Origin of the sequence: Bacillus sp. SB49 (genome assembly GCF_000469135.2) — a bacterium.
In the GTDB taxonomy this organism is placed as follows: domain Bacteria; phylum Bacillota; class Bacilli; order Bacillales; family Halobacillaceae; genus Halobacillus.
In genome coordinates, this window is record NZ_CP048117.1 from 2,393,021 (window position 1) to 2,416,704 (window position 23,684).

23 protein-coding genes and 2 other annotated features are annotated in these 23,684 nt (G+C 48.3%); all 23 genes read right to left on the reverse strand.

Features of this window, described 5'->3' with window-relative positions; genetic code table 11:
* Positions 1-3 precede the first annotated feature (3 nt).
* Positions 4-312 (reverse strand): 50S ribosomal protein L21, encoded by a 309-nt coding sequence (rplU, locus tag M662_RS12610; protein ID WP_008637938.1) that lies wholly within the window; start codon positions 310-312, stop codon positions 4-6.
* Between the two features lie 13 nt (positions 313-325).
* Positions 326-397: a sequence feature (ribosomal protein L21 leader region), on the reverse strand.
* 36 nt (positions 398-433) lie between these two features.
* Complete coding sequence (locus tag M662_RS12615; protein ID WP_162129295.1) at positions 434-1,864, reverse strand: ribonuclease E/G; 1,431 nt, start codon at positions 1,862-1,864, stop codon at positions 434-436.
* 17 nt (positions 1,865-1,881) lie between these two features.
* Positions 1,882-2,739 (reverse strand): M50 family metallopeptidase, encoded by an 858-nt coding sequence (locus M662_RS12620; protein ID WP_008637936.1) that lies wholly within the window; start codon positions 2,737-2,739, stop codon positions 1,882-1,884.
* Entirely contained in the window at positions 2,726-3,496 is a 771-nt protein-coding gene (locus tag M662_RS12625; protein WP_008637935.1) for a M23 family metallopeptidase, read from the reverse strand. Before M662_RS12625 ends, M662_RS12620 begins: the two co-directional genes overlap by 14 nt.
* 111 nt (positions 3,497-3,607) lie before the next feature.
* Positions 3,608-4,405: a septum site-determining protein MinD gene (gene minD / locus M662_RS12630; protein WP_008637934.1), complete on the reverse strand. Its 798-nt coding sequence runs from the start codon at positions 4,403-4,405 to the stop codon at positions 3,608-3,610.
* Positions 4,398-5,084: a septum site-determining protein MinC gene (gene minC / locus M662_RS12635; protein ID WP_026577165.1), complete on the reverse strand. Its 687-nt coding sequence runs from the start codon at positions 5,082-5,084 to the stop codon at positions 4,398-4,400. The genes minD and minC overlap by 8 nt, the downstream gene beginning before the upstream one ends.
* A gap of 35 nt (positions 5,085-5,119) precedes the next feature.
* Positions 5,120-5,647, reverse strand: coding sequence for a rod shape-determining protein MreD (gene mreD / locus M662_RS12640; RefSeq protein ID WP_008637932.1), 528 nt, complete (start codon positions 5,645-5,647; stop codon positions 5,120-5,122).
* Positions 5,644-6,525 carry a rod shape-determining protein MreC gene (gene mreC, locus M662_RS12645; protein WP_008637931.1) on the reverse strand — a complete coding sequence of 294 codons (882 nt, stop codon included), beginning with the start codon at positions 6,523-6,525 and terminating at the stop codon, positions 5,644-5,646. The genes mreD and mreC overlap by 4 nt, the downstream gene beginning before the upstream one ends.
* 10 nt (positions 6,526-6,535) lie before the next feature.
* Positions 6,536-7,576, reverse strand: coding sequence for a rod shape-determining protein (locus M662_RS12650; RefSeq protein ID WP_008637929.1), 1,041 nt, complete (start codon positions 7,574-7,576; stop codon positions 6,536-6,538).
* Positions 7,577-7,740: 164 nt separating this feature from the next.
* Positions 7,741-8,430 carry a RadC family protein gene (gene radC / locus M662_RS12655; RefSeq protein ID WP_026577163.1) on the reverse strand — a complete coding sequence of 230 codons (690 nt, stop codon included), beginning with the start codon at positions 8,428-8,430 and terminating at the stop codon, positions 7,741-7,743.
* Between the two features lie 41 nt (positions 8,431-8,471).
* Positions 8,472-9,038 carry a Maf family protein gene (locus tag M662_RS12660; RefSeq protein ID WP_152413391.1) on the reverse strand — a complete coding sequence of 189 codons (567 nt, stop codon included), beginning with the start codon at positions 9,036-9,038 and terminating at the stop codon, positions 8,472-8,474.
* Between the two features lie 164 nt (positions 9,039-9,202).
* Positions 9,203-10,003 (reverse strand): SPOR domain-containing protein, encoded by an 801-nt coding sequence (locus tag M662_RS12665; RefSeq protein ID WP_026577161.1) that lies wholly within the window; start codon positions 10,001-10,003, stop codon positions 9,203-9,205.
* A 93-nt stretch (positions 10,004-10,096) separates the two neighbouring features.
* Positions 10,097-10,873 (reverse strand): hypothetical protein, encoded by a 777-nt coding sequence (locus M662_RS12670; protein ID WP_026577160.1) that lies wholly within the window; start codon positions 10,871-10,873, stop codon positions 10,097-10,099.
* Complete coding sequence (locus M662_RS12675; RefSeq protein WP_026577159.1) at positions 10,870-11,442, reverse strand: PilN domain-containing protein; 573 nt, start codon at positions 11,440-11,442, stop codon at positions 10,870-10,872. Before M662_RS12675 ends, M662_RS12670 begins: the two co-directional genes overlap by 4 nt.
* A 17-nt stretch (positions 11,443-11,459) precedes the next feature.
* The gene (gene pilM / locus M662_RS12680) at positions 11,460-12,413 is read right to left on the reverse strand and encodes a type IV pilus biogenesis protein PilM (protein WP_026577158.1); all 954 of its coding nucleotides are present in this window, start codon (positions 12,411-12,413) and stop codon (positions 11,460-11,462) included.
* Between the two features lie 18 nt (positions 12,414-12,431).
* The gene (locus M662_RS12685; protein ID WP_026577157.1) at positions 12,432-13,184 is read right to left on the reverse strand and encodes a prepilin peptidase; all 753 of its coding nucleotides are present in this window, start codon (positions 13,182-13,184) and stop codon (positions 12,432-12,434) included.
* Between the two features lie 72 nt (positions 13,185-13,256).
* Positions 13,257-13,646 carry a competence type IV pilus major pilin ComGC gene (locus M662_RS12690; protein ID WP_008637915.1) on the reverse strand — a complete coding sequence of 130 codons (390 nt, stop codon included), beginning with the start codon at positions 13,644-13,646 and terminating at the stop codon, positions 13,257-13,259.
* 134 nt (positions 13,647-13,780) lie between these two features.
* Positions 13,781-14,986, reverse strand: coding sequence for a type II secretion system F family protein (locus M662_RS12695; RefSeq protein ID WP_008637914.1), 1,206 nt, complete (start codon positions 14,984-14,986; stop codon positions 13,781-13,783).
* A 3-nt stretch (positions 14,987-14,989) separates the two neighbouring features.
* On the reverse strand, positions 14,990-16,030 hold the full coding sequence (locus M662_RS12700) for a type IV pilus twitching motility protein PilT (RefSeq protein ID WP_008637913.1): 1,041 nt from the start codon (positions 16,028-16,030) through the stop codon (positions 14,990-14,992).
* Positions 16,027-17,661 carry a GspE/PulE family protein gene (locus M662_RS12705; RefSeq protein WP_026577156.1) on the reverse strand — a complete coding sequence of 545 codons (1,635 nt, stop codon included), beginning with the start codon at positions 17,659-17,661 and terminating at the stop codon, positions 16,027-16,029. Before M662_RS12705 ends, M662_RS12700 begins: the two co-directional genes overlap by 4 nt.
* A 30-nt stretch (positions 17,662-17,691) precedes the next feature.
* On the reverse strand, positions 17,692-18,972 hold the full coding sequence (locus M662_RS12710) for a VanW family protein (protein WP_026577155.1): 1,281 nt from the start codon (positions 18,970-18,972) through the stop codon (positions 17,692-17,694).
* Positions 18,973-19,141: 169 nt separating this feature from the next.
* Positions 19,142-20,437: a bifunctional folylpolyglutamate synthase/dihydrofolate synthase gene (locus M662_RS12715; RefSeq protein WP_026577154.1), complete on the reverse strand. Its 1,296-nt coding sequence runs from the start codon at positions 20,435-20,437 to the stop codon at positions 19,142-19,144.
* A gap of 64 nt (positions 20,438-20,501) precedes the next feature.
* Positions 20,502-23,144 carry a valine--tRNA ligase gene (locus M662_RS12720; protein ID WP_026577153.1) on the reverse strand — a complete coding sequence of 881 codons (2,643 nt, stop codon included), beginning with the start codon at positions 23,142-23,144 and terminating at the stop codon, positions 20,502-20,504.
* Positions 23,145-23,197: 53 nt separating this feature from the next.
* Positions 23,198-23,431, reverse strand: a binding site (T-box leader).
* Between the last annotated feature and the right edge of the window lie 253 nt (positions 23,432-23,684).

Sequence of the window (23,684 nt, forward strand, 5' to 3'; positions counted from 1 at the left end):
TCCTTACGCGTTGATGTCTTCAACGATAAGTTTCGTGTATGGCTGACGATGACCTTGTTTGCGCTTGTAGTTCTTCTTCGGCTTGTATTTGAATACAGTGATTTTCTTTTGACGACCTTGTTTTTCAACTTTAGCCGTTACAGAAGCACCGTCAACGTAAGGAGCTCCCACTTTCGTGTCATCTCCGCCTACGAAAAGAACTTTGTCAAAAGTAACAGATTCACCAGCTTCTACGTCCATTTTCTCAACGAAGATCTCCTGGCCTTTCTCCACTTTCACTTGCTTGCCACCAGTTTCAATAATTGCGTACATACTTGCACCTCCTCGATTTACTCAGACTCGCCATTCAGGTACCGGAAATCGGTTTAAAACCTGTTCTGCGCGGTTGTAGCATCGAAGTGCTACTTGAATAACAAAACAATGTTACCACAGATCAAAACAAGTTGTCAACATGATATCCGCGGCGCTGAACAGCATCCCGGATCATGTTTAAAGACCCTTCAAGCTCTATTTGATAGTGAAGAATTTGGGAATCCTCCCTAACAAACAGCTCCTGTGGAATTTTACTAGAAATCGCCCCGGAAAGCAATCGTTTTTTTTCATTATGGAAAAGAGGATTCACTACAAGGAGCTTCGCCTCCGTGCCGTCTCCCTTGGAATCGATTAGCTCCCGCTCCAGACGATAGACGGCAGTCTCCATCGTGAACGATGGTGATTGCTGTTCAGCAAGAAGGTCCGGCAGTCTCGCACCTTCTCTCTTCCTTGTCATTTCCAAGAGTCCGAGCTTCGTCAACCCGAGCACCGTTGTATGGACCGGGTCGTACCGAAGCGCCTTTTTCATTTCCGCGATCAGTCGTGCGTTGGATTTCTGATCTTTCATAGAAAGGAAGTCGACGATGATGATCCCGGACAGATTACGGAGACGGATCTGCCGTTGAATTTCCGGGACCGCTTCAAGATTGACCTGAAGCGCCTGGGAATTGGAGAAAGCGCGACCTTTGAATGTAGAGCTGTTTACATCAATAATCACCATTGCTTCCGTCTGATTAATATTAAGACGGGTCCCGTTTCCGATTTCCACCTTATCTGATAGCATTTGCTGCTGCAGAAGATCCAACGAAACAGGCAGCTCTTCGGATAAATTTCTGCTCCAGCGGATGAGAGGAGATAAAGATGGATACCGTTCCCTTGCCTCTTTGGCAGGCGTTCCGCTGTCGAAGACGATCTCCTTGATAGAAGTGACGGGGAATTTTCGCAGCAGTTGATCCGGAATCAGACTTTCCTGAAACAGTTTTCCCGATTTGTCCGTCTTCCCATTTAAAACGGACTCCCATTTCCTGCGCAGGTGACAAAGCTCCTCACAAACGTCATTCACTGCCGCCTCGGCCGCTCCAGTACGGACAATCACCCCTTCTCCATCTTCTATTTGATGAAGGACAGGGCCTTCCAGCCTTGCCCGATCTTCCTCTTTCAGTTTGCGTGAGAACACCACTTTTCCACCGAAAGGCTGATAAATGAGGTTCAGGCCCGGGATGGTTACATCCGCTGTTACCTGCGGCCCTTTCTCGCCAAGGGGCTCTTTTATCACTTGGACAATCAGGGATTCCCCTTCCCTAAGAACCGATTGAATGTTCTCTCCAGACCTCGGAATGGATTCCCTTCTTAGAAATCCACTCTTTTCTTCGCCGATATCAAGAAAGGCGGCCTGTAACCCTTGATCAACCTTTCTAACTTTAGCTGCATATAAAGAACCCGCGAGCGCTTCCGCTCCGGGCCGGTCCAGGACATATTCCTGAATAACGCCGTTTTCTATGACAACGGCGGACTTTTCCGTCGTTTCTGTATGTAGCACGAGCTTTCTCATGATTGTTCCATCCCTTTTCATAATGCAATTTTGCGAACGTCCCCCAATCGCAGGTCGGTTTTCTTTTCGTCAAAAAAGACCCGGAAACACTCTTGTTCATCTACTATATATAATTGGGATGGCTGTTTCAAGACGTATTTGTAGCGACGGTTAGCCCGGACATTCTTCAACACATCCCGTACAAGCGTATCAGAATCCGCCTTCCTGTATGTTGTCTTCAAGTACGTTCTGTTTTGAGATGCGCAGTACAACAAATACCGCATCTGGGTGTAGGAGCGGCGTTTCCACTCCAAGCCGTTCTCAACAATGAGAAAAGAGGCAAGCAGAATGGCAGAGAGAGTCCAGCGCCCTTCCATAAACAGCCAAAGAAAGGCCAGAATCAAAACCGTACAGGAGAGTAGAATCGTAAAGGCAAGGCTTTGCCGGAACGACCAAACCTGGGTTGCTGCATAGAAGCAGATTTTCCCCCCGTCCAGCGGCCAGACAGGAAGAAGATTAAAAAGCAGGATCACTCCGTTATACAGGAGAGCTTTTTCCAGAAGCGGATGAGGGCCGACCAAATTTCCCAGACCAAATAAGAGTCCCGCGATCCATACATGCTGTATAGGACCAGACAGTATCACGAGCATCTGCTCGCGAAAAGGCCTCGTATTATGTTCTTCACTTACTACAGCTCCGCCGAAAAGCCAAATCTCCATTTTCGTCACCCTCCAGCCACAGCGGCGGGCGGCGGTGAAGTGTCCGAGTTCATGAATAAACACAATGGTGAAAAGAACGACAAATTCATAAATCGCACCGGTCAAAAGTGCCGATCCAGCCAGGAGAAAAAACAGGGGGTGCACGTGGATCGTGTCTTTCAAATTAAGACCCTTCATTCACTTGGATCACCTCAGCCGGATCGAGGAACTGATCGTCTTTCTCCACCGCAAAAAAGAATTCAGCTGCTGATTCTCCCGCATCTGCCTCGACTGACCCCAAACCTTTCTGCGCCTTAACATTTTCATAGAGATGAACGTCAATGCTTGATAAATAGCCGTATGTTGTTTTCGTACCATCCTCATGCTGCAAGGTCACTGTATTTCCTGTATCCTCGTCTTTCCCTGCAAAAATGACCGTACCCGCACGAACCGCTTTCACCTGGGAATCATTCTCTGTCCTCATAATAATCCCCTTTCCATCATTTTGAAAAGACGTGGTTACCGTCCCGCTTACAGGCATAGCCAGTGGTTCTTTCCCACCATCCTCCACAGGCTGAATAACCTGCAGCGGATCACCGAAACGCTCACTATACCACGCACTGACGCTTGCAAATGGGAACTCTTCCTGCATCTGACTGACAGCCCATTCTCCGGGGCCGCTTAACACTGGTAATTCCGTGTTCTTACCAAGAGCGACAACACCGAATAACAGAACGGCGAACAGCATTTGCAGACCGAGCCGGCTTGTCCCCTTCGACCCAGAGGGTTCTTCCCTTCCATACGTACTGCTTGTTACAAGTGGTGGATATCCATGCACCTCTTCATCTCCAGGCGGGGCCACCCACTTTTTCGGTGGCACAGACCCGCTGCTGTACAGTTTCTTTTTCTTTCTTCCCGCTATGTCCCTTCGTATATCACGAATGTCTCTTTTCACAAAACAAACCCCTCTCCAAGGACCCTTTTTACCATTCTATGGGACAAGGAGTGGTAATATTTATTTTTCCAAAAAAAAGCTGCCACACATGGTGTGTGGCAGCTTTTGCAGTTAAGCGCGTATTCCAAAGAACCGCTTCACTTTGGCGAATACGCCCTGCGTTTCTTCCAGATTCATCAGGGGAACCGTTTCCCCAAGGATGCGCCGGGCGATATTGCGATAAGCGAGAGAAGCTTTGGAATTCGGCTTCATTGCAACAGGCTCTCCGCTGTTGGAGGCTTTGATGACCGCATCATCATCGATCACGATACCGACAAGATCAATGGACAGGACATTGACGATTTCATCGACGTCCAGCATTTCTCCATTTTTCATCATGTGGTTACGAATCCGGTTAATGATCAATCGGGGTGATTCCATGTCTTCCTGTTCCAACAACCCGATGATTCGGTCGGCGTCACGGACACTCGCTTTTTCCGGAGTCGTTACGACGATCGCTTTATCCGCACCGGCCACAGCGTTCTTGTATCCCTGTTCGATTCCTGCCGGGCAGTCGATGACAACATAGTCATAATCCTGCTTTAATTCATCGACGATCGCTTTGATCCCCTCAGGAGTGACCTCCGATTTGTCGGAGGTCTGCGCTGCAGGCAGCAGATGCAGACAATCGAACCGTTTGTCCGTTATCAACGCCTGTTTTGTTTTGCAACGCTCATTAACAACATCGACAATGTCGTAGATGATACGGTTCTCAAGTCCCATGACAACATCCAAGTTTCTTAGACCAATATCCGTATCCACCAGACAGACCTTCTTATTCTGCAAGGCGAGTGCAGTACCAAGATTAGCTGTCGTCGTTGTCTTTCCGACTCCTCCCTTGCCAGAGGTTATGACTATCGCTTCACCCATCAATCATTCTCCTTTCAAAACTAACGAGATCCGGCCGCCGCTTCAAGACTTCCTGAAGGCGGTCGATCCGAATCTTACCGAGCGCTTCGTCAATGAAGCCGCATTCCATATAGACCCCTTCCGACTCATAATCCGGTGAACGGCTGACCTGATCCGCTATCCGGAGCTGGTTGGGCTGCATATAGGAAGCAGCGATCACCGCGCCCGTATTTCCTTCAAACCCTGCGTGGGCGATTCCTCGCAGCCGCCCCAGGACGAAAATGTTACCTGTCGCATTGATTTGTCCACCAGGGTTAACATCCCCCACCAACAGCAAGTCTCCCCGGACTTCAATGACTTGTCCGGATCTTACCGTTCTTGCCATTGGTGTCATGTCGGTATTTTCTTTCCATTCTAATGCTTCCTGCTTGGTCAAGATGTCCGATTCAATCCGTTCGACTACAAGGTTCTGTTTCTCTCTGACCACTTCAGCCAAAAGTTTTTTCTGCTCCTCATCCAAATACCGCTTCCCTAACTGGATGGTGACACGAATCATTGGCTGGTCTTCGGTAATACCGTTCATAGAGAGCTTTTCTTTTAATTCAGAGAGGATGGTATCAAACGTACACTGATCATCTAAGCGCAGTGTTAATCCATCTCTCGTCCCTTTTATCATGATTATCTGACCATTCGCCGTCATGGCTTTCACCTCAAACCTTAGACATATCCGACACTTCAAGCATTATTTATTTCTTCTCCCCACGTATAGACACGCTCTTTCAAAAGCGGATACAGAAGGATGAAGAAGATCATATTCGCCGCCAGGGTAGGCAGAAGACGCAGAAGTAGATAATCTCCCCAGCCCATGGATGTGATCTGGACGAAAGAATACACGACGTACAGAATCGTATCGCAAAGAGCTACTCCGACAACTGCCAAAATAGAAGCGGCGAAAAAATTCGCATGCACCAGTTTATTTAATCCGTGGACGATATAAATGACAAGCGTATAAGTAATCATATATACACCGAGCACACCCGTATATACGACGTCCATCAAAAGGCCGAAAACCAGGCCGTACCATACCGCATGATACGTGTCATCCTTGTCATAGAAAATGGTGACAAGAAAAAGGAATATCAGAATCCAGTGAGGTGTCATCAATAAATCCGAATAGACGAGCTTAGCCGGAAGCAGACTCATCGCCATTCCCTGCATCACCAGCAGAAACAAACAAATAAGCGGGATGTAGTAACGGCTCATGATTCCTCTTCCTCACTCTGGCTCTGTGTATTGATCGTCTCTGCCGTACGATCCACGATCATTACGTGACTGATATCGAATAAATCTGCGAAAGGCTCCACGTAGGCTGTTTTCGTAAGGCCGTACTGGTCGTTGACCACCTTCTCCACCGTACCGATGCGCAGATTACTCGGGAACACTCCACCGAGACCGGAGGAAATTACTGTATCGCCTTCCTCCAGCTTCTCATCCATCTTAATCCCCTCCAGCAGCAGCTGTCCGGTTTCATCATCGAAGCCTTCAATAAGGCCGAATGCCTCATCTTCTCCTTCGCGGACGACCCATGCGGAAATCTTATTTGACCGATCGAACCCGCTTAAAAGCTGGACAGTGGAATGGAAAGCTCCTGCAGACTTCACTTTTCCGACCAATCCATCACTCGTCATTACGGCCATATCTTTCTTAATTCCGTCCTCTTCTCCTTTATTGATTGTCATCTGCTCGAACCACCGGTCCGAACTTCTTGCGATGACCGTTGCCTGAATCGGAGAATAATCGCTCAGACTCTCCGTTTTATCCAGTGTTTCCCGGAGGTCGGTAATTTCACTTTCCAGACGCTGGTTCTCCTGGATGACTCCTTTGTACTCATCCAGCCTTGCTTTTAACACCTGGTTTTGTTCGTAGACACCGAACATATCTTTAACGTTCTCGACCGTATTATCAACGAGGCTTACCGGTTTATGGAAGACCGTCTGCACCCACCCAATGGTATCCTGGAGAAATTTCTCCGGCGTACTTAAAGAATCGCGATCACGGATGGAGAATCCGATCAGCGCCACGAGAACGATAAATCCTACTAAAACAATCATCAGTCTTTTTCTACGGAATAACGAAGGCATTGGATATCAACTACTCCATCTTAGCCCGGCTGGCCACGTTCGGCTGAGAACGGAAATGCTGGATGTATTCCAATGATTTACCGGTTCCGATTGCTACGCAATCCAGCGGTTCATCCGCTATGAATACCGGCATGTTCGTTTCTTCACTGATGACTGTATCGATTTGTTTAAGCAGGGCGCCGCCTCCCGTAAGGACAATTCCCCGTTCCATAATATCCGCTGCAAGTTCCGGCGGCGTCTTCTCGAGCGTATTCTTCACCGTTTCGATGATCGCATCGACGGTATCCTTCATGGCAGCAACAACCTCGGCATTCTGGATCGTAATCGTTTTAGGAAGACCAGTCAGAAGATCACGGCCCCGGATATCCATTTCGTCGACTTCTTTGACTTCTCCTGCGCCGCCCAGCTCCATCTTTACTTCTTCCGCCGTACGTTCCCCGATCATGAGGTTGTACTTCTTGCGGACATGTTGGATGATGCTGTCGTCCATTTCATCCCCGGCAACCCGGATCGACTGGCTGGTCACGATTCCACCAAGTGAAATGATCGCCACTTCCGTCGTTCCACCACCGATATCGACGACCATGCTTCCCGTCGGTTCCCAAACAGGGAGTCCGGCACCGATGGCTGCAGCAAACGGCTCAGCAATCGGATAAGCTTCTTTCGCTCCGGCCTGTTTCGTAGCGTCGATAACTGCCCGTTCTTCGACCATCGTTATACCGGACGGGACACAAACCATAATGTTCGGTTTACTGGCAAAAGAAGAGCGCGTCTTTAGAGCCTTCTTAATATAATATTTCATCATTTGAGCTGTCGTATCATAATCAGCAATGACTCCGTCCTTCATTGGACGAATGACATTTATGTAACCGGGAGTCCGACCAATCATGTTCCTTGCATCGTTACCGACCGCTTCGATATCGCCTGTTTGAGCATTTTTTGCTACCACAGACGGCTCCCTCACTATGACGCCTTTGTTCTTCATAAAAACCAGCGTATTAGCGGTTCCTAAATCAATACCTAAATCTTGAGAGAAGCCAAAAATCCCCAATAATATCTTCCTTTCTAAAATCCCGCTTTTTGATCAGGCGGGGTTAAGCAATCCCGAATTTTTCGATTAGAAGAAGCGCCAATTGCGTAGGAATGCTCCTATGAATTGGCGCCTTACGTTTCCATCTATTCAATTATACGAAAAATCAACAAAAATAGATAGTGTTAGAGATAGCCTTTTTCTTTCAAACTAATAAATTTGCGATCCCCTATAACCAAATGATCCAGCAATTCTATTCCGATCATTTTTCCGCATTCTTTCAGTCTTCTTGTCACCTGAATATCTTCCTGTGAAGGGGTGGGATCTCCGGAGGGATGATTGTGGGCACAGATGATGGAGGCGGCAGAGCGCTTGACCGCTTCCTTATAGACTTCCCTCGGGTGCACAATGGAGGCATTCAAACTTCCGATGAAGACTGTTTGTCTGTGGATCACCTGATTCTTCGTGTTCAGAAAAAGGCAGATAAAATGTTCCTGCTTTAAATCTCTCATTTCTTCCATGATAAAGTCTGCCCCGTCTTCAGGACTGCGAATCATGTAACGCTCCACAGGCTTCATTTGATGAAGACGTCTTCCTAATTCAATGGCAGACATCAACATCACCGCTTTTGCCGAACCTATCCCCCGGATCGCTGTCAGCTCCTCGATGGTTGCATCTTTCAGGAGCAGGATCCCTTCGAAATGAACAAGGAGGCGGCCGGCAAGTTCCATAACAGACTCCTGCTTCGTACCGCTCCCGAGCATGATCGCAAGCAGCTCCTGATTAGACAGACGTCCAGCACCGAGCTGCATCAACCTCTCCCTCGGCCTCTCCTCTTTGGGGACATCCTTGATTAAAATACTTGTACGGGTCAATGTCACCGCTCCTTCTTCTCCTCATTCCCCATGAAAGAGAGTCAGGGCCTTCTGATTCCCAGCTGCTCCAATGCACGTACAACCCTTGCTATTGGCAGACCGACGACGTTGTAAAAATCCCCTTCGAGCTTTTCGACAAGCAGCGAGCCTTTCCCCTGAATACCGTATCCTCCCGCTTTATCCAGCCATTCTCCGGTTCGGATATACCATTCCACATCCTCTGGACTCAGCTTCAGGAAAGTGACGCTTGTCGAAATAAAGAAGCTTCTGCATCCATCTTCCCCTCTCAAGCAAACACCGGTGTAAACCTGATGAGTTCCGCCGCTCAGCTGTCTCAGATAACGGCGTGCTTCTTCTTCATTCCGGGGCTTGCCGAGAATCTCTCCCTGATCGGCAACGACCGTATCTGCGGTAAGCAGCACTTCTCCATGCTTCCGCTCTAATGCTTCCCCTTTCTTTTCCGCCAGATAGACGACTGCTTCTTCGGGCCGCATCCCCGGCTCCAACGACTCATCCACCTCAGATGTCCGGATAGAGAAATCATAGCCGGCGAGTTCCAAGAGCTGCTTCCGCCTCGGAGAGCCTGAACCTAATACCAAAGAAGGCACATCTGTCACAACCTTTCTCCACATGGGGTTATGTATCATTCTACAAAATTTCCTTCCTGCTCCGTGCTTCGTAAACACGAGGATTTCCCTTTTCCACCGTAAGAAAAAAGAAGTATCCCCTTAAAGAATACCTCTTTCTCTCCACTTGTCAGTGAGCATAACACTTATTCTAATGCACGTGCTACTTTCAACCAATTCACATCCGCGTCGTCCTGGGATTCCCAGCCCTGTAACGCCTCCGTTAAGGGGCTCCCTTTCTCTGAATTATCCAACAAGCCGCTGCGCTCGGACTCTGTCAGCTCGTTCAATGTGTGATTCCGCAGATCGGCTTCTAATTCTTCAGGGACAGGCTTGTCCGTTTGGACGACAAACGGTTTCACATACGTATCCACGCTCTTCTCTGAAAGTTTGGCAGCGATCGCATCGGCATCCGCTTTGGTTGCAGCAGAACCGACGAATAAAAAGAACTGTCCGTCCCGCTCCCAAATGACAGAAGGAACATGGATGGCATTCAATCGGCTCTTCCACTCTTCTGCTTTGCCTTCGGTTGAGAAGGCGCCTGCTTGGACGATGTATGCCTCAAACGTCCCTCCTCCTCCTGATGCAGCATCCGGCTGTTTGTCCCCAGCGACTTCTACGGCCGGACCAGGGCCATTCGCAGCCTGACCGGCTCCTGCTTCCGAGGGACCACTTTCCGTAAGAGACACAAACACCCTTAAAAGGACAAAACCGATGCCGAGACTGACAACCAAAGCAACAAGCAGCGTCGCTGCTATATGGCGGACAGGGAAGGAGAAAAGCTTTTTCTTTGCAGGCAGATGATAAACCGTTGTCCTTTCCCCGCTGTTGTCCTCTTCCTCTTTTACTGCGGCCGCCTGTTCCACCTGGGTTCGGACGACTTCCTTCTTCCATTCATTATTCTCATCATTGCGAAAGGAAATGGAGATTTTCTTTTTCGAGTCCATGGATTTGATCACTCCTGCAAGGTTTGTCCCAACCCTACCACAGGAAAAATGAAAAGATAGCTGAAATTTGTCAACCGACCATCGACAAATTTATCACTGGGCTTCCCCGGTTTCATCCAATAATTCAATTTCTTCCATCGCTGCTTCCCCTTCTTCCCCATGCTCTATGGAAAAAGGTACGCTTTTGCCGGAACGTGCTTCGTATTGATAGCGGGGCGCTTCATTAACAAGCTCCTCATAGAGCGGTTGGTAATAACTCTCTATAACCATGGAATAAGACAAAGGACCGCCCGGATCCGGTCTTTCATATTTAATGGCTTCTATCTGGATCACGCGCTTCGCCTCGCGCAGGGATTCCAAGAAATCCATCATATCCGGATAGGAAAGAGAAGTAACGTCGACAGAAAATCGGATCGTGCGCAGCCCCTCTATGGCTTTGACTGCGGTATTGTCTGACTGGTCTTCTGGTTCTAAAGAGACCGCCTCTTCCTCCACATCCGTTTCAACACCTTCTTCCTCCTCACCCGGTTCCTCTTCTTCTTTCTCTAAGGTTTCCAATTTCGTGATCATGCTGCCGCTCGCTGCTTCCGCTTTTTCCAATTCTAACAAAAGCTGATCGATCAACGGGATGACGGGGAGCTGCTGTTGGATCGTTCTTGAGGAGCGCAGAGACTCTGATTCCAATTTTTCCTTCTTTGATTTCATTGCGTCCAACACAGCTGTCTCTTCCGCTAATAAAGTTGCCGCTGCTTTCGCTTCCGTCTTAGCGGGACTTACGAGGAGACGGTAGCCTGTAACCAGGACGGCAGAAGTAAGCAAACAGCAGACGATGACTAGATAAAGAACCGATCGTGACCATTCGACCTTCACTGCTCATTCCCTCCTTGTTTCCTCACTTCTTCCACATCCAGTTTGATTATGTAGGTCGCTGTGTAACTGCTGTACACTCCGGAAAGCGTGGTTTCCCCTTCCGGTGTCACCATTTCGACAAGATCCACTTGCAGAACAAGATCCGATCGCTTGAGCTCATCCAAATACTGTGCCGCTTCCTGGATTGTATCGAACACAGCTTCTATCTGGATTTCTGAAGAACCTTCCATGGTGAACGACTGGAATGTACCACGCTCTGGAAGGGCGGCCGACAACTCTTGCAAAACAAGTATGGCCGGTACAACGGCCTCGTTGAGCTGTTGAAGGGATTTTTGCAGCTGTTCCCGTTCCTGTCCTTCCCCGTCTAAAAAATCTTGAAAGGGCTGCTGCTCTTCCTGAGTAAACGTACTTTTTCCTGCCAACGCATCCGCTTCCTCCATCAGCTTGTTTTTTTGAATAAAGAAAGCACCCAAAACAACACTGATCAGGAGGAATGTGCTGATGCAGACCATCCACGGAAGCATGTTACGCCGTTCTTTTTCCTCCAACAGGTTAATGTTTATCGACATTCAATCCCTCTCCCGCTTTACTGTCTCCATGACAAACCGAGTACATCCGCTTCCACGCCAGGGTACGCTTCATCGCCGCACCAGCGCTCTGCTTTCACATTCCGCTCTGTCAATAAATCTACAGCGCGATCCTTATCCGGCCAATCTCCCGTGATCATGACTTTTGTTACGCCGGCCTCATCATTCATGACGGAATAACGATAAAACGCCATCACTCTCTCTATTTCATTGACCTGATCCATCGTGTGCCTGGAGGGCTCCGCAGGATCCTCCCCGGACCACGTATAACACCCGTCCGTCCGCTTCCATTGTTCGAAAGACAGGGGACAGGTGGTATGGTTATGTACGACTGGTGCACCATCGCGAAAGACGGTCAGCACACAGCCGTCGATATTCCAATCCGCCAGAAGGAGATGTTCCCCTTCTTCATTGGACATCGATTGAAGGTAGGCGCGGTGAATCGCCAGTGCGCTGATATCCGCCACCACCGGTTTTAAACCGGTCCGTTCGAATAAACGGCTCATCTCTTCCATCTGAATTTCTGGGTAGGCGAAGATGACTATTGTCTTTTTCCCATCCTCATCTTCTCTAATCATAGCGAAATCGAAGCTCGGGTTATCAAAGGGCAGGTGCAGCGTGTCCCCGACCTGCATATATAAATAGCCTTTTATTTCTTCTTCTTTTACTTCTGCCGGGATATCCAACATACGGATCACGACAGAATGATCCGGCACAGTGAAGTAGAGCTGTTTCTTCTTCCATTCTCTCTCCTCCACCAAACTTCCCACGATCCGGAAGAGCTCTTCCGGATCCTGCAGCCTTCCATCAGCCCATACCCCTTTAGGAATGGGAATTTCCCCGGCTTCCACTAGATCCTCTTTTCCTCCTGCCGACTTACTATGAAGAAAACGGATGACGTGGGTTTTAATAATAAAATGAATCCGTCCGGACTGTTTTATTAGTGAGAACATACATAACGACTCCTATCCTTACAACATTTTGAAATAAGCATCCATCATCTGCTGCCCGTAAAAGTAGACAATCAAAGCCGCAGCCATGATCGAAGGCCCGAATGGAACCGGCTGTTTCCGGTTAACGACGCCGATCCCTATGAGGGAGAGGCTTTCGACGGTTCCGATCAAGGAAGCAAGAAAAAGCGTCAAAACCATCGCTTTCATACCGAGAAAAAGACCTAAAACACCGAGAAGCTTCATGTCTCCCGCCCCCATGCCGCCCTTGCTGACTACAATAATGACGAACACAATACCGCTTCCAGTCAAAGCACCAAGAAGCGAGTCATACCAGGGATCGAGCGGAAAGGCGATTCGATACAGGAAGAAGACACCTGTAAAGAAGAGCAGCAGACGGTTCGGGATAAGCATATATTTGAAATCCCCGATGCTGACAATAACAGCAAGCGAAATCAACAAGAGAGCACCTGTGAATTCAACCGTTAATCCATAGTGAACATAGGCAATAAAAAACAACGCTCCCGTTATAAGCTCGACTGCGGGATAAAGGAAGGAAACAGGACGGCCGCAGTGCCTGCATCTGCCCTTAGCGATTACGTAGGATAAGACAGGGATCAAATCCCGGGGTTCGAGCTGCGTGCCGCAATCGGGGCAGGCGGAGCGTCCTTGTACGAAGGGAATGTGTTTGGGGAGGCGGATTCCCACGACGTTGTAAAACGAGCCGAGAATCGTACCGGTTAAGAATATATAGAGGGGTAGAATGACATGCATGGTTTGGTCTCCTCGATTAATATAATTAAGGAGGGTCCCGAATTTAGGGACCCTTAACATTAAATTTTAAAATTATTCGTTAGATAAGTCAGATTTTGTTTTACCTTCTACATATTTGTCCAAGGTAACCTCGAATACACCATCTGAATTTTTCTCAACTTTAGTCGTTACGTATGGCTTTCCTGTAACAGGATCTTGAGGGACAGAATCTAAATAACCGGCCTCATACAATTTACTTGCATCCGTTGGAAATGTAAACTCTCCATTCACTTCCGCAATACGAGAAGCCTCCAAAAGCGCAAGGGCATTCGAGTCATGTGCATCGTCCTTCGTATCAGCCAGCAGATTCCCAATAGCCGGTACGGCAATCAGTGCAATAATTCCTAAAATGACGATGACGGCCAGCAGTTCAATTAACGTGAAACCTTTCTCATTCTTCAACAAACGTTTCCACTTTTTCATCTTCTCTCTCCTTCAAATGATAGTAAGGTAGTTACTAATACAAGATAGTTCTTTTTTCATTAGCAAAATGACCTATGTTCATTATAAAGGATAAAAGGATTTACGACTAGCACTTTTTTACCGATCCAACATACTCAGCGAATGTTCTCGAACGCGGAGAACATCGGGATGGCGATTGATGCGACGATACTTCCTACCACAATGGATAAAAACAGAATCATCACAGGTTCAATCAGCGTCTTCAATCGTTCTGTCGCGTATTCCAGTTCCGAGTCGTAGAACTCTGCTACTTTGGCGAGCATATAGTCAAGCGACCCCGTTTCCTCCCCGATGGCGATCATTTGAGCAACAAGAGGCGGAAACACAGGAGACTCCTTCAAGGGACGGGACAAGGTTTCCCCCTGCTCCAGAGATTGGAAGCTGTCCTCGATCGCCTTTTCAATGACTTTATTTTCCACAACCTTCCGGGTAATCTCGAGCGACTTCAGGATGGGAACGGAACTGTTCATCAAAGAACTGAGCGTACTCGTCATCCGCACGAGAGCAGCCTTTTTTAGTAACGGACCGAAAACCGGCACGCGAAGTTTCCACGCGTCTAATGTATAGCTTACTTTCGGGCTTCGCCGGATAAGTGCCTGATAAAGAACGACGGCAAGTGCAGGGACAAGGATCAAGATATACCAAAATCTCTCCACCATTCCACTTGCTTGAAGTGTAAACTTCGTCATGGCAGGGAGATCTCCACCAATACTTAAAAACATATCCGCAAACCGTGGAACGACGAATGTCAGCAGAAAGAGGATGATCAAGAAGGAAACACCACCGACGATGGAAGGATATAACAAGGCGGAAATGATTTTCTGGCGTGTATCGAACTGCTTCTCATAGTAAACAGCCAATCTCTCCAAAATCTCCTCCAGGTTTCCACCCGCTTCTCCCGCACGGATCAATTGGACGAACAAGTTCGGAAATACTTTTGGATGAAGAGCAGAAGCTTCCGAGAAGGCCCTTCCACTCTCCAAATGACCTGAAACGTCCCGAAGCGCCTCTCCAAGCTTCCGGCTGTTCGTTTGCTGGGCCAGTATTCTCGTCGATTCCAAAAGGGAGATCCCTGCTTTGATCAAAGTGGCGAACTGCCGGAGGAAAATCACGAAGTCTTTCTGCTTCACAGCCCTCCCTATATGGATGTCGTAAAGCAGTGGGTTGGTGGATGCCTTGATGTCTTTGATGACGACCCCGTCCGTTTTCAATCTCGACACCGCTTCGTTTTTTGTTTCTGCTCGTATTTTCCCTCTGATTTTCCCGGCGATCGTTCGGCCTTCATACGAATAGTAGGGCATGAATTAAACGCCCCCTTCTTTCAGGAATGGAGCCGCATCCCTCTCATCAATCACTTTCTTACCAAGAAGCTCCAAAATAGACATTTCCAGCGTCTGCATCCGGTTCGCTCTGGACGTCTGCAGTACATTCTTAATTTGATGAATCTTTGCGTTTCTAATTAAATTCTTAACGGCAGGTGTATTGATCAACACTTCTGCGGCTGCACGGCGCCCTTTCCTGTCCATTGTTTGGAACAGCCGCTGCGAAACGATTGCCTGCAGGACGTTCGCAAGCTGGACCCTTACCTGCCCCTGCTGTGCCGGTGGAAAAACATCGATGATCCTGTCAATCGTATCCGGTGCGTTTGTAGTATGCAGCGTACCCAAAACGAGGTGACCGGTTTCTGCTGCGGTCAGAGCTGTCGAAATGGTTTCGTAATCCCGGAGTTCCCCAACTAAGATGACGTCCGGATCCTGCCTTAAACACGCGCGGAGACCATTCGCGAAATTTCGTGTATCGAAACCAATTTCCCGCTGATCAACGATCGAGTTCTTGTGATTATGCGTGTACTCGATCGGATCCTCCAGTGTAATGATATGCTTTTTACCGGTTTGATTAATATGGTCGACCATCGATGCAAGTGTGGTCGACTTCCCCGACCCGGTCGGCCCGGTCACGAGCACGAGCCCCTGAGGAAACATGCTGATATCTTTCAACACGTCGGGCATGTGCAGTTCGCTGATGGTCGGAATGTTACGGGGCACGATTCGGACGGCAAGGGACAGACAATTGCGCTGATAGAAAATATTGATCCGGAACCGGGACACACCGGCAATGCCGTAAGAAACGTCCACTTCTCTCACTTTCCTCAACTGCTCCAAAAGAACGTCGGACAGGATCGCTTCTGCCATCGCTTCTGTATCTTCCGGCCTCACCTTCTCTTCTCCGAACCGCTGCAGTTCTCCATGGATCCGGAAAATCGGAGGGACTCCCACCGTCATGTGAATATCAGATGCACCATAGCTGTTCGCAAGTGTCAATAACTCATCCAATTGTTCCTTCATTTCCCATCCCTCCCTCCATATGCTTTTGCGACTCGGAGGACCTCTTCCAGTGTCGTCAACCCCTGCTGCGCCTTCAAAAGTCCGTCATCCAAAAGAAACATCATGCCTGCGTCCCTCACATAGCGCTGAACATCCTCCATACTCTTGTGCTGCATCATTAAACTTCGAATTTCATCATCAATGACAAGCACCTCCTGGATGGCCATCCGCCCTCTGTAGCCGGAATTCTGGCAACTGTTACAGCCGGCGCCTTTGTATATTTGATCCACCTGAATCCCGCGTTTCCGAAAATGATTTCTCTCCATCTCACTTGGCGTATACGCCTGTCTGCAATCCCGGCATATCCTTCTTACAAGCCTTTGAGCCACAACCCCTGATAAAGAGGATACGACTAAATACGGTTCGATTCCCATATCAAACAGGCGGGGAATGGTCGATATGGAGCTGTTCGTATGAAGCGTGCTAAGAACGAGATGACCGGTTAACGATGCGCGCACGGCAATTTCTGCTGTTTCGGAATCGCGGATCTCTCCGACCATGACGATGTTCGGATCCTGGCGAAGAATCGAACGCAGGCCTTCCGAAAACGTCAACCCGACCTTGGTATGGACCTGCACCTGATTGAGCCCCTCAATCTGGTACTCTACCGGATCTTCCACCGTTATAATATTGACATTCTCCGTATTAAGACGGTTTAAAGAAGCATAGAGGGTAGAGGATTTTCCAGAACCAGTAGGGCCGGTGATCAACAGCAGACCCGAGGGTTGTTGAATTAAGTCGAGGTACTTATCTCTATTGACGGGATGGAAACCGAGTTCATCGATTCCGCCGAGCGTATTCGCCAAATCCAAAATTCGAATGACGACCTTCTCCCCAAACACTGTCGGGAGAATCGAGATTCGCAAATCTACCGTTCCGTGGTCGACCTTCGTCTTGATCCGTCCGTCCTGGGGCAGACGTGTTTCTGTAATATTCATGTCCGCCATGATTTTCACACGGGCAGTCAAACTGTTTTGATGACTTTTCGGCAGCGTACGCTCCGTCCTCAATACGCCGTCAATCCGGTACCGGATCAACACCTTTGATTCCTGTGGATCGATATGTATATCGCTCGCTTTCATCTGCACTCCTGCCTGGAGCAGCTGATCCACCAGTCGGATGGCAGGAGCTTCCCCGTCCTTTTCTTCCTCAAGGTCGGAATCGCTCAAATTATAATGACGGTTCACCGCCTGAATGATTTCATACTTCGTGGCAATGACCGGCGAAATCTGAAACCCTGTCGATATTTTCATGTCATCGATGGAGTAGTAGTCCATGGGATCCGCCATTGCAACCGTTAATTCTCTACCCCTACGCTGAATGGGAACAAGCAGATTACGAAGGGCGAAGTCCTTATCCACGATAGAGATAACTTGGGAATCAACAGGAAAGTGAAAAAGGGAAACCTTCGGAATGCCCAGTTGGAATTCCAATACTTCGATCAACTGTTGTTCCGTCACATACCCTTTCTCCACCAATACGTCTCCGAGCTTTTGGTCTGCTTGCTTTTCTTTCAGGGCTTCTTCTATTTGAGCTTCCTCAATGACACCTGCTTCTTTCAACAGATCACCAAGCCGCTTCCTTCTTGTCATCTTATCCTCCCACCTTCACTTTACGTTCCATCATTTCTTCTCCCACTCCTGCACATTTTCCCACACATCCACTTCTCCTGGTCCGACAGGATTGGAAGCTTTCGTACCATCCAGGGACGGGTGCTTCACGACTTCGGAATCCACTTGTGCTTCCTCTTCCAACTCGTTCAGCACGACAAAACTGGAATGCACCTCCACCCCAGGGACAGGAGGATAATAATCTTCCGTTAAGAGCTCCTCATCACCGTTAAGGGACGCACGGTCTTCCCGCCATGTCTCTGCGCTTTCCCCGTCCTGTCCCTGCTGCACCACTTCCACCTGCCCGGGTTCCAACAAGGTGGAATACTCGACAATCGCTTTCGGCGGTACGGTGCCTGCCGATCGGACATAAATCTGATAATCTGAGCCTGTCGGGTAGCCGGTCCAGGACACCTCGAATCCAGAAGACGTCTCCTCCCAGTTCAATATGTAGTCATGAGAATAAGGGTTATACAGCTTCAGGTCCCGCTTGTCCTTTAGATTCACACCTGCCTCCATGCCAATTTCAGCAAATGCCGGTCTCCTTTGGCTGATGTGTCTTTCCTCCACATCAAACCCAGCTTTCAGACTCGCACCGTAGATGGCTGTTGCCGCTATATTCAGCGCTTGTTCATCATATACACCTTCCTCAAACAACAAATCAAGCATGGAGAATGTCTCCCCATTTTCCATTTCTGCATGATCGAACAGCTTTCTCATTCGCTCCATATCCACCTCTGCCGGTACGTTCATCGTCTGGCTTCCAATCGATTCATATAGTTCTTCATTCTCCTGATCAAGAAAATGATAGGCGTCGTATTCCAAAGAATCTTCCGGGAGGGAAGCAGCATCCTCTTTTACAACGTCACGCAGCATCTTTTCTGAGAGTGAATCTCTTAATTCGCGGTCCATCTCTTCTTCCAACGGATCAAAAAAACGGTCGGAGAGTACAACGATCAGACCGTTATCAGACCCTTGGACCGCATCCTCCAACGTTTCCTCCACATCAAACGTCACTTCTTCCGTATCCAGAACAATACGTTTTCCTGATGCTGATAACGTAACGGCTGTTTCATCCCGCCATTCCTCTATGTTGTCTGCTAAGATTTTTTCCGCTTCTTTCCTGTTCTTGCCGGCCAGAGATATAGAAGCGACCGTCGTATTTTCCGCGTAGTTGCCTCCCCCGGTTACAAAAGTGAAAGCCTTTGCCGCCTCCTGGGTGGTGAGGAAGAGCAGAAATATACCGATCGTTAAAACAAGCACCAGTTTCCAAGCGGTTTTCTTATGCACCATATCTATTCAACGCTCCTTGTCAGCCACTTATCAAATGAATCTTTTTTACCACCAAATTATATCTTATAAACCGACATTTGTCGCACTGTAACCTTAACAAATGAGCATAAAGCATCACAAAAACCAGAAAAGCTGGACTCCCTCATAGAGGAAGCCCAGACGTTTTCAGTCACTTCTTCATTTTTGATTTAAAGTATGCTCTAACGTCCGAGATAAAGTATAAGGATCCCGTTATTAACAACACACTCTTATCATCCAACTGCTGCTCGGCGAGCCTCAACGCTTCCTGTAAGTTTTCCGCAGGTAGCGTCGGTTTAATTGGGGAGAGAGAAGCAAGGTCTTCTTCCTGCAAGGCTCTCGGAAAGTCAAAGCTGGTCACGACTGCGAAATCGACTACTTCTTTCAATTGATTCATCATCTTTATAACCGGCTTGTCTTCCAAAGCTGCATAAACGAGAACAACCGACCGTCCCCTGTAATGTTCTTTCACTGTATCCACGAGAGCCTTGGTCCCTTCTTCGTTATGAGCCCCGTCAATAATAGTAAGCGGCTGATTACGGACCGTTTCAAAGCGTGCCGGCCATGTCGTTTGTTCCAATCCGCTACTATAATGCCTGCGGTCGATGGCATCTCCCGCCTGCTTTAAACTCTCCATTGTCTGGAGGGCGACCGATGCGTTCTCCACCTGATGGTGCCCTTTCATTCTACTGAGAAGAAGTTCCGATTCATACGCACCCGACCGGAATATAAATGTTTCCCCTTCTGGTGTACTTGCTTCATGTGTGACGTGAAAATGCGTAGTTAAAGAGAATAACGGTGCTTTTTGACTCGTTGCTTCTTCAAGGATGACTTCCATTGCCTCGGGCTGTTTAACGGCCGTCACGACCGGGACCTTCTGCTTGATGATCCCCGCCTTTTCACCAGCTATCTCCCTTACTGTCGAACCGAGGATATTCATATGGTCATGTCCGATATTTGTGATGACAGAAACGATGGGATGAAGAATATTCGTCGAATCATACCGTCCACCAAGTCCCGTTTCCACGACGGCATAATCGATCGGCTGCTCGTCAAAGTAGATCATCGCCATAGCAGTTATGATCTCAAACTCTGTCGGTTCTCCTAAAGGGGTTTCCTTCAAAGACTCAGCAAGCGGACGTATCCGACCCACAAGGCGTGCAATCACCGCATCAGAAACCGGCTCCCCGTTCAGGCTGATACGCTCATTGAATCTTTCGATATAAGGAGAAGTGAAGGTTCCCACCGTGTATCCTTGTGCTTGGAGGAGATTCCTCAGAAAGGAAACGGTCGAGCCTTTGCCGTTTGTACCGGCGACGTGAATCGCTTTAAAGCCCTTCTCCGGATGGCCGAGGCGTTCCATCATCCAATCCATGCGCTTCAAACCCGGCTTCACTTTGAACTTCTCTCTCGAATGAATCCAATCCAAAGCTTCTTGATAATTCATAGCTGTCTTCCCTACCTTCAAAAAGGGGAGCGTATTCCTAAAGAATACACTCCCTTTCCATTGTTTATGCTTTCAATTCCTTAATTCTCGCTTCGACTTTTGCACGTTTATCCAAATAGTCGGTTTCTTTCTTCCGTTCTTCTTCGACAACCTGTTCCGGCGCTTTTTTGACAAAACCTTCATTGGACAATTTCTTCTGGACGCGGGTGACTTCCTGATCCCACTTCTTCCATTCATTCTCCAAACGCTTGATCTCGTCCTCGATATTGATTAAACCTGCAAGCGGCAGATAAAGTTCCGCTCCGGTAACAACCGCTGACATGGCTTTTTCAGGTGCCTGAAGATCTGTCGAAATTTCAAGCTCGCTTGGATTACAGAAACGTTCCAGGTAGGCACGGTTCTTCTCAAGCTCATCAACGACAGCTTGATCTTTCGCCTGAATCATCAACTGAATTTCTTTAGACATCGGCGTATCCACTTCGGAGCGGATATTCCGCACGGATCGGATAATGGAAACGAGACGCTCCATTTCCGCCACTGCTTCTTCGTTATGGAAGTCATCCCGGACTACCGGCCAGGACGCCTGCGTGATGGACTCTCCTTGGTGCGGAAGATGCTGCCAAATTTCCTCTGTAATGAAAGGCATGAACGGATGAAGCATACGCATCGTCTGATCAAGCGTGTAAGCCAGGATCGAACGGGTCGTATGAATTCTCGCCTCGTCTTCTCCGTATAACGGCAGCTTCGCCATTTCAATGTACCAGTCACAGAAGTCATCCCAGATGAAGTTATACAGGTGACGTCCTGCTTCCCCGAACTCATACTTATCGATGTTCGTCGTCACCTGCTCAATCGTCTGATTCAAACGAGTCAGAATCCACTGATCGGCAACGGATTTCTTCCCGGACAAATCAATGTCCTCAAACGTTAAATCTCCCATATTCATGAGCGCAAAGCGGGAGGCGTTCCAAATCTTGTTGGCGAAGTTCCACGTTGATTCCACCTTCTCCCAGTGGAAGCGCAGATCCTGCCCCGGAGAAGAGCCGGTAGATAGGAAGTAACGCAGCGAATCCGCGCCATACTTCTCAATGACATCCATCGGATCGACACCGTTTCCGAGGGACTTACTCATTTTCCGTCCATCAGCATCACGGACAAGACCGTGGATAAGAACGTCGTCAAACGGACGCTTCCCTGTGAATTCAAGCGACTGGAAGATCATCCGGCTTACCCAGAATCCGATGATGTCATAACCGGTAACAAGAACGTTCGTCGGGAAGTAGCGCTTATAATCTTCACTGTCCTCATCCGGCCAGCCCATTGTGGAAAACGGCCACAGAGCGGAAGAGAACCATGTATCGAGGACATCTTCTTCCTGCTTCCAATTTTCCTCATCTGCCGGTGCTTCTTTGCCGACATACACTTCCCCGGTTTCTTTATGGTACCAGGCTGGAATGCGGTGTCCCCACCACAATTGACGGGAAATACACCAATCACGCGTATTTTCCATCCAGTGCAGGTACGGCTTCTCGAATCGTTCCGGCACGAATGCTACTCGATCGTCTCCTTTTTGAAGATCGACGGAAGCTTCTGCGAGAGGCTTCATGTCAACGAACCACTGGGTGGAAAGATACGGTTCAACTACTGCTCCGCTCCGTTCCGAATGGCCGACAGAATGCATGTGCTCTTCAATCTCGAAGAGAACGCCGGATTCCTGAAGGTCCTTGACAATCTGCTTCCGGCACTCGAAACGATCCATCCCTTGATACTTACCGGCGTTGTGATTCATTGTTCCGTCTTCATTCATGACAAGAATGCGTTCAAGGTTATGGCGGTTGCCGATTTCAAAATCATTTGGATCGTGGGCCGGTGTGATTTTCACCGCTCCTGATCCGAATTCCATATCGACATAATCGTCTCCGACAATTTCAATTTCCCTTCCAACGATAGGAAGGATCGCTTTTTTGCCGATCAAATGTTTGTAACGATCATCTTCCGGATGAACGGCAATGGCTGTGTCTCCAAGCATGGTTTCCGGGCGTGTCGTTGCGATTTCAATCGAACCTTCTTCGCCCTTCAGCGGATAACGCATATGATAGAACGCGCCCTGGACATCTTTATATTCCACTTCAATATCGGAAAGAGCTGTCTGTGTCGCAGGGTCCCAGTTGATGATGTACTCCCCGCGGTAAATGAGACCTTTCTCATAAAGCTTGACGAATACTTCCTTAACCGCTTTTGAAAGACCTTCATCCAAAGTGAAACGCTCTCTTGAATAGTCCAAACCGAGGCCGAGTTTCTCCCACTGGGCGCGGATGAATTTTGCATATTCATGCTTCCACTCCCAGGACTTTTCCAGGAACTTCTCACGTCCTAAATCATGACGATTGATTCCTTCTTCCCGAAGTTTGGCATCGACTTTCGCCTGTGTCGCAATGCCCGCGTGATCCATTCCCGGCAGCCAAAGGACGTCATATCCCTGCATCCGCTTCACACGGCTTAAAATATCCTGCAATGTCGTATCCCACGCATGGCCAAGGTGCAGTTTCCCTGTGACGTTCGGCGGCGGGATGACAATAGTATAAGGCTCCTTCTCTTTATCTCCTGTTGCTTCAAAAAACTTGCCGTCCACCCAGTACTGATACCGGTCTTTTTCAATTGCTGCCGGATCGTACTTTGTCGGCATCGAAAGATCTTGTTGATCCATTCCGATCTTCCTCCTTCTATTCTCTTTGTATAAAATAAAAACCCCTCCGTCCAAAAAAGGACGGAGGGGATTCATTCCGTGGTACCACCTTCATTTACAGGAAAACAACATACTCTTCCTGTACACTCGACTGACATAACGGCTTCTAACCGGCTTCTCCTACTCTTTGGTTCAAAGAAGCTGCATCAAGGGCGACCTTCCATCAACAGGGTTCCTGGAAAACTCTCACCGAATGTTTTCCTCTCTTTAGGAATTGTTCATGTACTCTTCCCTATCTAAGCATTTCACGTATAAAGGTTATATAACATATTGTATATAGAAAACAATGCTTTAGTCAACCTGTAACAAAAAAAATGAGCGTCCGCCCATTCCATGATGGGAAAACGCTCAAAAAAGTATGGAGGTGTTCCTCTTCAGCCGCTTATATAGGTACCGTCTGCCGATCTGGTGCAGAAACTGGCTGTATGTTCTCGAGAAATGCTTACTGCCGATCGTCATCTTTCAAACCATCCGAATGATCATTTTCCCGACGACGTTCGA